Origin of the sequence: Frankia sp. Mgl5 (assembly GCF_023242985.1) — a bacterium.
Taxonomy (GTDB): domain Bacteria; phylum Actinomycetota; class Actinomycetes; order Frankiales; family Frankiaceae; genus Parafrankia; species Parafrankia soli.
The window spans coordinates 1-10,666 of record NZ_JALKFY010000672.1; the positions used below are offsets into that span (position 1 = coordinate 1).

Consider the following 10,666-nt stretch of genomic DNA (forward strand, 5'->3'; position numbering starts at 1 on the left):
CATGACGGATCGTGACATAGAGTGCCACGTCAGCTACCACCGGATGTGCGGCAGAGCCGCTAACTTTACAGACCCAGAAGTGTTGGCCAGCCGGCGGACGGCCGGACGCCAGTGGCCGAGTTCCGGTACCGCGGCGTCGGCTCGCTTGGCATTGTCGTCCCACCGGCGCAACGCGAGGGCGAGGTCGGCATGTGGCAGGCGGAGGAAGTCATCGACTTCTTTGCCGGTCAGCGGGCCTCCTTGGATGTGTAGGCTTCGGGTGGAGGCCGCTGACAGGCCGTTGGCGTAGGTTGGGTCGGTGGCCACGAGATAGCGCTTGGCTTTGACGTGCAGCGCGACCGGAGTGCCGATATCGGGGCCGAACCAGCGGGTCAGGTAGCGTGCTCCGACGATTTCGTGATGGAGGTCTTCGTCGAGGAAGTCGTGGTGCGCGTCGTGTTCGTCGAGGAAGAGGTGGCCGATGTCGTGTAGCAGCGCGGCGACCTGGGCAGTCTGGTCGTAGCCGTCGGTTTCGGCGAGGGTGGCGGTTTGCCGGGCATGTTCGAGTTGGGTGACGGTTTCGTCGTATTGACTTTGGCCGGCGACGGTGAGGTAGGCGAATAGTTCGTCGCAGAACTCGTCTGCGTCGGTGAAGGTGCCGCGGAGGAGTCGGTCGGTGTTCATGCAGATTCGTGGGTTTTCTGGGCGCTGATGTGGCTGTCGCCAGTGAAGTGGCCGATGAGGCTGATTCGGCCGGTGCCGGCGGTGAGGCGGTGTTGCTTTTCCTGGTAGTAGCGGTGGCGGTGGTCGCCGTCGGAGGCTGCGTTGTAGGTGAGGTAGATGGCCCGGCGACGGTGCGGTGAGGTGTTGGCTCCGGAGCGGTGAGGGACGTACCAGTCGAACCAGAGCAGTGACCCGGCGCGGGCTGGGACGGGTTTCCAGGTGAGGGTCTCGGCGAGGTGGGTGGGGATGCAGCCGGCGTCGTCGGTGGGTAGCGGGTTGTGGTGCATGCCTTCGACGATGTCCAGGCAGCCGTTGTCGGCGGTGGAATCGTCGATGGCGATCATGCAGGTGATGGTGGAGCGGACGAAGGGGTAAGCGGGGGCGTCCTGGTGTGGGGCGAACCCGGCGCCGCCGGGTTGCTTGTAGTTGATCTTTTCTTTGTAGAGGACGGCGGGTCCGCCGAGCAACGTGCTGGCAATGTCGAGCAGTGCGCCCTGGGTGAGCAGGGTGCGCATGCCGTCGTGGAAGGGCACGATGTTCTCGGTGCGGCACCGCACCGAGAGCCCGTCTCTGGTGGTCTCGTCGTACTGGAGCAGATTGTCCTCGCTGCCTGGCAGAGCCTCGATCTCATCGACCCAGTGTTGCACCTCCCGCAGGCGCTCCGGGTCAAGGAAGCCTTCCATGAGAAGAGCGCCGGTGGCCTGCCAGGTGGCGAGGTCGAGGGTGTCGGTCAGCAACGTGAGCCTCCGCAAAGCCGGTCGACCAGAACATCGATGTAACTATGGTAGCAGTAGCGCTTGTTGCGACGTAACTCCGTTACAGTGATCGGGTCAGGATATGAGAGGTTTGCCGAGAGGGAGTCCGCGGCCACCGGTCTCGCTCCACATAAGGTCGACGTACAGGTAGACGGCGACGGCGACGAAGGCGAAGATCACGTATCCGCCGAGATGGACCAGGGCGGTGTTGGCTTCCAGGGTGCCGACGAGCAGCAGGACGAGGGCGACGTCGACTAGGCCAAGGAGCAGGGTGAAGCTCCAAGGCAGCCGTATGGTGACCAGCGTGAGCATGGCGATGGTGACCAGCCAGCAGATCAGCCAGACGGCTTGCGTGTGCACGATTTGGTCGGGGGGGATGCCGTACCAGTTGTGGGTGAGCCCGAGGGCGAGTGCGGCGTAGCTGGCGTAGAAGCCGAAGAAGACGGCGAACAGGCTGGCCGAGGCGTTCTGCCCGAGCGCGGCGGCCCAGACGGTAGCCAGCAGCAGCCCGACCGAGGTTGCGGCGAGGATGGTCGGGATGCCGGCGGCGGCGGCCGCAGCGGGCACGTAGCCGGAGTCGACCAGGCCGAGTCCGAGCGCGCCGGCGATGGTGATCGGGATGCCGACGATGCCGGGGTTTCCCCGCAGCGGGTTGGTGGTCGGCGGGTCGGGCGGGGTTTCGGAGTTGGTCAGTAGCGGTATATGCGTGGCCGCGGGTGCGGGCGGAGCGTCAACGGTCATGGAGATCGCCTTTCCGTTCAGAGGATGACTGGGCGCGCGTGGGCTCACCCGAGGGCGGGTTGCGGTGTGCTGGTGGGTCTGGTCAGTTCGCGGCGGCGAGCAGGTCGGCGTGGTGGCGTTTCGCGACGTCGGCATGGGCACGCAGCCGCACCTTGAGGATGTTCTCGCCGTAGGTGGCGAGAATGGGGTTGTCCGGGTCGGCGCTGTGTCCGCCTGGCGCCTGGGCGGCGAGTTCGGCGGGCAGGTCGACGGGAGTGAGGGTGGCGTCCAGGCGCGGGTTGAAGAAGTAGATGACCGAGAATCGCTGCATGCCAGCGGGTGGGCTGATGACGCGGTGGACGGTGGCCTTGAGGTAGCCGTGAGTGGCGAGCTGCAGCATTTCGCCGAGATTGACGACCAGGGCGCCGGGCAGGTGCGGGACGTCGAGGTAGCGTCCGTCGCGCTCCACCTGCAGTCCACCGACGGTGTCTTGCAGGACGAAGGTGAGCAGCCCGAAGTCGCGGTGGGTGCCAACGCCTTGATGGTCGTCGTCAGGTCCGGACGGGGGGTAGTGGATGGCTTTGATGGTGGCCTCGGGGTCTGGGTCGACCCAGCTGTCGAACCGGTCGTCAGGTTGACCGAGGCTGGTCGCGAGGGCGCGCAGCAGGCGGTGCCCGACGGTGTCCATCTGCTCGTGCCAGGTGAACATCGTGGCGCGGAACTGCGGTATTGCGGCCGGCCACTGGTTCGGACCGAGCAGTCGCCGCCATGGCGGATCGGCAGCGGTCAGTGCCGGGGCGGGACGTTCCGGGCCGAGGTCGATCTCCTCGCGCCGGTCGGCCCGACCGTTCGTGAGTTCACCGCCCAGTGGGGTGTAGCCACGGAAGTGTGGCGACCGGGTCATCGCGATCGCCATCCGATCGGCTTCGGGCAGAGCGAAGAACGCTCGGGTGACCTCCTCGACCTCTCGGAACAGGGTGTCGCCGATACCGTGCCCCACCAGGTAGAAGAAGCCCACGTCATGGCAGGTCTCGCGCAGTTGCTCGACGAACCGGCTGCGCGCCGTAGGGTCAGTGCCGCGGTCGAACTCGCGCAGGTCGAGCACCGGCAGCGCCGCGTCGTGGTCGGTCGTGCTGTGGGTCATGACCACAGCCGATCGCTGGCCAGTCGAGCGCCGGCGGTGAGGGATTCGAGTTTCGCCCAGGCCAGGTTCGGGTCGACGGCGAGGAAGGTGGCGAAGGATGCGAAGCCGCAGTCGGTTCCGGGGATCACGCGCTCGCGGCCGACGATGTCGGCGAAGCGGGTGATGCGCTGGGCGATGAGTTCGGGGTGTTCGATGTAGACGCTGGAGGTGTCGATGACACCCGGGACGAGGACTTTCTGCTCGGGGATCTTCGCGTCGGCCAGCACCTGCCATTCATGCGCGTGGCGGTGGTTGGCGGCCTCGAATACCAGCCCGTCGGCCTTGAGCTGAAGGATCGCGTCCAGGATGACGTCCAGGCCGACGTCCCTGTGGTGCGGGCCCTGGTAGTTGCCCCAGCACAGGTGCACCCGCACCCTCGCCGGGTCGATGTTGCGCAGCGCGTGGTTGATCGCCTCAACGTGCACGCGAAGCCGGGCCAGGAACTCCTGCTCGGACAGGTGCGCGTACTGGATGTGCCGACCCATGGCCAGATCCGGGGCGTCGATCTGCAGGACCAGCCCGGCGGCGGTGATCGCCTCGTACTCGACCCTCATCGCTTCGGTCAACGCGAACAGGTACTCATCCAGGCTGTCGTAGAACTGGTTCGGCAGGTAGAGCGCGATCACTCCAGGTGAAGCGGCGTTCATGAACCGCTCGGCTGGCTGATCCGATCCTGCCGAGACCGAGTCGACGGCGGCCGCGAAGTTGGCCAGGTCGGTATCGAGCAGGTCGGTGCCGGTGTAGCTGATCGGGCCGGTGCAGGTGGGTGTCGCGGTCTCCAAGCCGGCCAGGGAACGTTCGGCCATGCCGGGGAAGTCGTCCAGGTCTGCGATCGACAGGCCGCCGCCGTCGGGGACGGCGACGTTCGGGTCGAAACCGGTGAGGCGTTCCTTGACGTAGGTGGCGTAGCCGATTTTGCTCATTTCGCCGTCGCTGATCACGTCCAGCCCGACCTGGGCCTGATGGTCGACGACCACGCTGACCGCGTCCGCGATCCGCTGGGGCAGGTGCTCGGCGTCCGCGGCCGAGAGCGTCTCCTGTTCGCGGGCCCGGATCAGCTCGGCCAGCGTGGCCGGTCGGGGCAGGCTGCCGGTGTGCGTGGTCAGGATGCGGTCGCTGCTGAGTTTCATGACGGTTCCTCCATCGAGTGGACTGAGCGGTGCGGGCGGTTCCCGGTGTGCTGCTGGATGGCGTTTCGACTACTGGTCGTCAGGAGCGGGTGACGGGCGCGGGACGAGAGGTCTCGGTGGCAGACAGCAGTTCCGGGATCTGGATCAGATCGGTGATCAGGTGCTGGGCGCCGGCCTCACGCAATGCCTGGGCCGGCCGGTAGCCACCCGTAATGCCGATGACGAGCGCGCCGGTCCGCCGAGCGGAGCTCATGTCGTGCTCGGGGTCGCCGACATAGGCAACCCGTGGCGAGGATCGATGGGCGGATCGATGGGCCGTGAACCAGCGCAACGCCACCGCCTTATCAGCAATGCCACCGACGACCACGTTGAACAGGTCCCCCGTGCCAGTGGCGTGCAGGTCGGGGGTAACCGCCTCCGTGGCAGCGGCGCTGATGACACCGGACGCGGCGCCGTAGTGGGCCAGGACGGTGAGCATGTCGAGGGCGCCTGTGCGCAGCGTCACCGGTAGTCCGGTGATCAGCGCGTTCCATTGCGCCTCGGCCGCTGCGCATACCCGGTGCGGCACGCCGAGGTCGGCGAACAGGGCCGACAGCGGAAGCCGGAACCGGTCACGGAACTGCGTCAGCGGGATCGTCGGCATGCCGCGGCTCTCCAGCACCGCACACGCTGCGAGGTGAGACCGGGGCAGGTCGTCGACGAGGGTGCCGTTCCAGTCGAACAGCACCGTCCACCCGGTCAGCACCGTCGACGCCGCCCCCGTGGCTGCGGTGGCGGTGTGAGGCCGGGTGGGGTTCATGGCGGTGACGCTGACAGGCCCGGGGAAATTTTATCTGAACACCACCTTACCTGTGTAAGTAACTTTCATCCGTCACGGTCGGGCTCTCTGTAAATGATCTTTTGTTGGCGGCTAGAGTTCTGGCATGCAGATCACCGGCGCCGTACTCACCATCCACGGCGACACGCTCGCAGGGATCGCGGTCAGCGACGGGCGGACCTGGACGTTCACTCGCGACGACGGCTCATTCAGCCTCCACACCGTGCCGGGGCGCCCAGTCTGGGTCCGGCGCCCCAACGGCTGGACGGGCCGCTGGTGGCAGCACCCAACAGCGGAGGAGCCGGTGCTGTTTCAGCTTCACCCAAGCCGCGCCGATGGCGATCCACAACCAGCCTCGGCATCCTCAAACGAGCTGCGATTCGCGCACCTCACGGACACGCATGTCAGCGCGATCGACGGCGACCCGTCCCAGGCGGTCGAACTCGCCGCCCGCTACGGCGACCACACCGACACCACCAGCGGCCTGCACCACGCGCTGCAGGCCGCAGCCGATCACGGCGCGGCTTTCGCCGTGATCACCGGCGACCTCACCGACCACGGCACACCCGAAGAGTTCGGGCGCGTGCTCAACTCCCTCGCCGCCGCGCCGTTACCAGTGGAGATCGTGCCGGGTAACCACGACCACTACGGCCACCGCCACCAACCCCACCCCAGCGACACCCCCCACGGTGGCGGGTTTCTCGGCGCGGCCACCCTCACCCGCTACGAGCAGGCCATGGGCCCACGCTGGTGGTCAGCCGACCTGGCCGGCGTGCACCTACTCGCCCTGGACTGGTTCAGCGCCTGGTGCGGCATCGACGACACCGACCAGCAACGCTTCGTAATCGCCGATCTCGCCACCCGCACCCCCGGGCTGCCGGTCGTCGTGCTCACCCACGACCAGCCCGACCACGACACACTCGCACTGATCCGCTATAATGCCGCACCCGGCAGCCTGCTCGCCATCCTGTCCGGACATTGGCACGCCGACGCGCGGCGCACCGTCGGCGGCTGCCACCTGCTCAGCACGCCCGCAGCCAGCTTTGGCGGACTGGACTGGTCACCACCGCAACTCCGCCTCATCACCCTCACCACCGGCTCGGAAACTATGGATCTACGGCACGACACAATCCCGGCGCTACCGAAACCGCCACGGTCACCGACCACGCCTCGCGCCGACACCCTTACCACGCCCCGCACCACCAGCCACCCGATCGGCGCCCATCAACACCTGGGCACCCTCGAGACCCTCGCCGACACCGTCATCGCACCGAGCGCCGACATTAACGGCGCAGGACACCTGACCCGCCTACTCACCTCCAATACCGGCAGTAACAACGACCGAGTCGACGTGCTGTGGACGGTGCGCGTCGCAGACGAACCCATCACCGGCGTTCTCACCGGCCACGACCAGGTCCTAGCGTGCAGCCACGCCGGCACTCTCACCGCGATCGACCCAGCCACCGGCGCAACCCACTGGACCCGACACCTCCCACACCGGCAGCAACGCCGGCTGCTAGCCACACCCATCCTCACCGTGACGGGGCGGCTGATCGTCGGTGACGTCGGCGGCGTCGCCTGCCTAGACCCCGACACCGGGGATGTCGCCTGGCACCGTGACCAGCTCGGCCAGGTCGACACCCTGCTCACATACGGAACCGGTCTGGCCACCGACCGCTTGGCCGTGCTGCCCCTCGGCGGCCCCACCCAAGGCCTGACCGCCCTGGACCTGCGCGACGGCACCATCGCCTGGACCGACCCGCCCGGCACACCGCCGCCATCCAGCTCGCTGGTCGCCATCGACGGGACCGATGCGCTGCTACTCCGCACCGCCGGACCCACCCTCGAGCGGCTGGACCTGTCCACCGGCCAGACCCGCTGGCGCACCACCCTGACCGGCCGCTTCTCCACGGCCGCTCCCCTGGTCACCGACGAGGCAATCGTGCTCGTCACCGGCGACGGCATCGCCCACCGGCTCGACCCGGATCACGGCGACATCCTCGACCGCCAGCACCTGCACGGGCTGCGCCCCACCTACGGCCCCTACCGGTCCACCGGTACCGGCGCGCCCACCACTCCCGTCCATACCCCGCTCGGACCAGTGATCGTGCTACTCGATGGCAGTATCTGGCAACTGGACTGCCCCGATGGTCCGCGCCTCGTCGGCGACGTCGCGGCGCCCGTCACCACCCAGCCCATCTTGCTCGGATTGAACACCCTCGTCGTGCTCAGTACCGACGCGGTTGTTCACCTCCTCGACATCAACGCCCCTTCAGCCCCCTCCACGCGCGCCGGTCTGGCATCGTGGCAGGCATCATGACCAGCTCCACCTACAACCGGCGCCCCGACGCCGGCCAGCCCGCCGCCGCAGACAACGTCGCCGACGGCGGCACCATCACGGCGCAGCTCCGCGCCCGGATGCCCACCCTGACCCCCAGCGGTCAACGGATCGGCCAGGTCGTCCTCGCCGAACCCCGCGACATCATCCACATGACCGTCACCGACCTCGCCGAACGCACCGAGACCTCGGTCGCCACCATCGTCCGGTTCTGCCAGGACATCAGCCTCAAAGGCTTCGCCGACCTCAAAATCCGTCTCGCCGCCGAATCCATCCCCGCCGAACGCGGCCTGCATGAAGACGTCGCCGCGACCGACGAGCCCGCAACCGTCCTGGACAAGATCCTGCACAGCACCGCCCAAGCAATTACCGAAGCCTCTGGCACCGTCGACCACGACAGTTTCGCCCACGCTGTCCTAACCCTCACCCGCGCCGAGCGGCTACTCGTCGTCGGCGTCGGCACGTCCTCCCCCCTCGCGCAGGACGCCGCGTACCGCTTCCGCACCGCCGGAATCACCGCGGAAGCACCCCTCGACCCACACGTCCAGCACGTCACCGCACGCCTGCTCCACCCCGGAACTGCCTGCCTCGCCATCAGCCACACCGGGCAGACCCAAGAAACCCTCGCCAGCGCCGCTGCCGCCAAACAAGCCGGCGCCGACACCATCGCCCTCACCAGCTTCTACCGATCGCCACTCACCAAAATCGTCGAAACCTGCCTCGTCGCCGGAAGCCGAGAAACAAATTTCCGCATCGAAGCCATGAGTAGCCGCATCATCCACTCCACCGTCCTCGACGCCCTCTACGTCGCCGTCTGCCTCGCCAACCCAGAACGAGCGCAAACCACCCAGCAACTCACCGCCGAAGTCCTCGCCGAGCACCGCATCTAGCGCAGCGAGACTTTCCATCTTGATTCCTAACGGCCATCCGTCTCCAACACGAAGACGGCCTGTCGCAACGCCACCTCTACCGCGACGTGGACCATCGTCGATGGTATCGGAACCTGAAGAATTCGTTTCATAGGTTTCGAAACGAACAGATGATCGCTTTCTGTCTGTATACGGCATAACGGCATCTCGAACAGGCCGAGGGCGCTCCCTAGGATAGACTGAAAGCGAGCCTATCCGATCTTTCTGTGAAAGAAGTGGTTTCGATGGCGGGTCGATCCGCACCGTCGCAGTCGGACGGCCGTGCATCGAGGTCCCGCGCACGAGAGCTTTTCCTCACCGGCGAGGACTGCGACCTTCGCGGGGTGCGGGACCCGATCCGGCAGTCCTGGCAGCGGTCGCGGGACCTGACGGTGGCCCCCGATCGCCCGGAGCCGTCTTTTTCGAGCCTGGACCTCGACGCACCCTTCATACAGGCGGCCGAACCGATCATCCGGGAGCTGGGCGACCGACTGGAAGGCCAGAAGATCAGCGTGATCCTGACCGACGTGGACGGGTTGATCCTCATTCGGCGAACCGGCGACGCAGCCTTCGAACGGCGGCTCGACCGGGTAGCGGTGACGCCCGGCTTCAGCCTCGCGGAACGCTTCGTTGGCACGAACGGCGTTGGAACCGCCCTGGCGGGAGACACCCCGATTGGCGTCTTCGGCACCGAGCACTACGCCGAGCCCTACAGCGACCTCGCCTGCGTCGGAGTTCCGCTGCATGACCCGGTGACCGGGGAGATCCTCGGCCTGCTCGACGTGACCTGCCCGAACCGGCATGCCGGACCCCTGCTCTCGGCGATGGCGAGCATGGCCGCCGGCGAGATCCGCCAAGCCGTGCTCGCTTCTACGAGCAGAGCGGACCGGGACCTGATCTCGCTGCGCACCTCGGACCCCGCGAAACTGCGGATGCTGGTGGCCAGCGAACGCCGCCAGCGCGAGCTGGCCGAAACCATTCAGAACATCACCGCCGCGGCGGCATCCACCCTCAACGCCCGCAAGATTCTGCGCAGGGTCATGAGCGCTGCCGCCCACATGCTCGCGTTCGACACGGTCTGGGCGCTGGCCCGCGAACCGAGCGGAACGCTGCGGGTCGTCGCCGTTCACGGCGACGTGGACTCCCGCGCCCTGGGCCAGACGATCAGGCCGCGCCCCGGCTCGCCGATATTGGATGCCTACACCGGCCGAGGACTCGCGGACCCCGGCCGTGGCCCGCCCGGGCCCCTCCCTGGCCAACGCCATCCTATTGGCAGCTGGTTGGCCGTCCCGGCGGCCTTCCGCCCGCATCCGACCGTCCTGATCCTGATTACCTGCCGGGCGGCCGGCTGCTACGGACCCGACCAGCTCGCAATCGCTCGTGCCGTGCTCGGCCACGCTGCGGTTGCCTGCGAGAACGCCTGCCGATACGAGGAGGCTCAGCGCCTTGCCCGGATGGACCCTCTGACCGGGCTGGCCAACCGCCGTCACCTCCTCGACCGGGCCGAGGCGATGACGAGGCGACACCTGCGTAGTGGCCGGCCGATGGCCGTTCTGATGGCCGACATCGACCACTTCAAACGCGTCAACGACCTGCACGGACACGCCACCGGTGACACGGTGCTCACCGAGGTCGCCCAGCGATTCCGCGCCACGCTGCGCGCGCGGGACCTCATCGGCCGGATCGGCGGCGAGGAGTTCGCTGCCGTCCTCGACGCACCCGCCGAAACCGCCTGCGCATTCGCCGAACGGCTCCGCGAGACTGTCAGCGTGACCCCGATCCCCACCTCTGTCGGCCCACTGTCGGTCACTGTCAGCGTCGGCCTCGCCACTCTCAATCCCGCCGACACCGGACTCGACTCCCTGCTCGCCGCCGCCGACACGGCTCTCTACCACGCCAAGAACACCGGCCGTAACCGAGCCGTCGTCGCCGACGCCCTGCTTGACGGCGACCGGTGGCGGAACTGACCCGAAAAATAACGTGAGGTGGCAGCGTGTCCCGGGGTCAGGCGGCCTCGGGGAGGGGGTCGAAGCGGAGGGTCTGTAAAGTTAGCGGCTCTGCCGCACATCCGGTGGTAGCTGACGTGGCACTCTATGTCACGATCCGTCATGGT

Annotated in this window: 9 protein-coding genes; 3 read left to right on the plus strand and 6 right to left on the minus strand. The window is 67.4% G+C overall.

From position 1 onward, the window contains the following. Nucleotides 1-33 precede the first annotated feature (33 nt). From MXD62_RS22365 to MXD62_RS22390, 6 genes are all read right to left on the minus strand, one after another. Nucleotides 34-663 (minus strand): phosphonate degradation HD-domain oxygenase, encoded by a 630-nt coding sequence (locus MXD62_RS22365; RefSeq protein ID WP_248831439.1) that lies wholly within the window; start codon nt 661-663, stop codon nt 34-36. Continuing rightward, nucleotides 660-1,439 (minus strand): phytanoyl-CoA dioxygenase family protein, encoded by a 780-nt coding sequence (locus MXD62_RS22370; protein WP_248831440.1) that lies wholly within the window; start codon nt 1,437-1,439, stop codon nt 660-662. The genes MXD62_RS22365 and MXD62_RS22370 overlap by 4 nt, the downstream gene beginning before the upstream one ends. A 93-nt stretch (nt 1,440-1,532) precedes the next feature. Further along, nucleotides 1,533-2,198 (minus strand): GPR1/FUN34/YaaH family transporter, encoded by a 666-nt coding sequence (locus MXD62_RS22375; RefSeq protein ID WP_248831441.1) that lies wholly within the window; start codon nt 2,196-2,198, stop codon nt 1,533-1,535. A gap of 82 nt (nt 2,199-2,280) precedes the next feature. Further along, complete coding sequence (locus MXD62_RS22380) at nt 2,281-3,321, minus strand: isopenicillin N synthase family oxygenase (RefSeq protein WP_248831442.1); 1,041 nt, start codon at nt 3,319-3,321, stop codon at nt 2,281-2,283. Then, nucleotides 3,318-4,490 carry a cobalamin-independent methionine synthase II family protein gene (locus MXD62_RS22385; protein WP_248831443.1) on the minus strand — a complete coding sequence of 391 codons (1,173 nt, stop codon included), beginning with the start codon at nt 4,488-4,490 and terminating at the stop codon, nt 3,318-3,320. The genes MXD62_RS22380 and MXD62_RS22385 overlap by 4 nt, the downstream gene beginning before the upstream one ends. A 79-nt stretch (nt 4,491-4,569) precedes the next feature. Next, a complete protein-coding gene (locus MXD62_RS22390; protein WP_248831444.1) occupies nt 4,570-5,289 on the minus strand; it encodes an HAD family hydrolase in 720 nt (239 codons plus the stop codon). Between the two features lie 124 nt (nt 5,290-5,413). Between MXD62_RS22390 and MXD62_RS22395 the strand changes: the two genes are divergently transcribed. The 3 genes from MXD62_RS22395 (at nt 5,414) to MXD62_RS22405 (ending at nt 10,520) form a co-directional block, all read left to right on the plus strand. Then, a complete protein-coding gene (locus MXD62_RS22395; protein WP_248831445.1) occupies nt 5,414-7,627 on the plus strand; it encodes a PQQ-binding-like beta-propeller repeat protein in 2,214 nt (737 codons plus the stop codon). Then, the gene (locus MXD62_RS22400) at nt 7,612-8,535 is read left to right on the plus strand and encodes a MurR/RpiR family transcriptional regulator (protein WP_248831446.1); all 924 of its coding nucleotides are present in this window, start codon (nt 7,612-7,614) and stop codon (nt 8,533-8,535) included. Before MXD62_RS22395 ends, MXD62_RS22400 begins: the two co-directional genes overlap by 16 nt. A gap of 263 nt (nt 8,536-8,798) precedes the next feature. Continuing rightward, entirely contained in the window at nt 8,799-10,520 is a 1,722-nt protein-coding gene (locus MXD62_RS22405) for a diguanylate cyclase (RefSeq protein ID WP_248831447.1), read from the plus strand. Nucleotides 10,521-10,666 lie beyond the last annotated feature (146 nt).

What these genes read in the sequence shown, in the direction of transcription:
- MXD62_RS22365 (WP_248831439.1), bottom strand. Translation starts at nt 663, where the DNA reads ATGAACACCGACCGACTCCTCCGCGGCACCTTCACCGACGCAGACGAG.
- MXD62_RS22375 (WP_248831441.1), bottom strand. Translation starts at nt 2,198, where the DNA reads ATGACCGTTGACGCTCCGCCCGCACCCGCGGCCACGCATATACCGCTA.
- MXD62_RS22380 (WP_248831442.1), bottom strand. Translation starts at nt 3,321, where the DNA reads ATGACCCACAGCACGACCGACCACGACGCGGCGCTGCCGGTGCTCGAC.
- MXD62_RS22385 (WP_248831443.1), bottom strand. Translation starts at nt 4,490, where the DNA reads ATGAAACTCAGCAGCGACCGCATCCTGACCACGCACACCGGCAGCCTG.
- MXD62_RS22390 (WP_248831444.1), bottom strand. Translation starts at nt 5,289, where the DNA reads ATGAACCCCACCCGGCCTCACACCGCCACCGCAGCCACGGGGGCGGCG.
- MXD62_RS22395 (WP_248831445.1), top strand. Translation starts at nt 5,414, where the DNA reads ATGCAGATCACCGGCGCCGTACTCACCATCCACGGCGACACGCTCGCA.
- MXD62_RS22405 (WP_248831447.1), top strand. Translation starts at nt 8,799, where the DNA reads ATGGCGGGTCGATCCGCACCGTCGCAGTCGGACGGCCGTGCATCGAGG.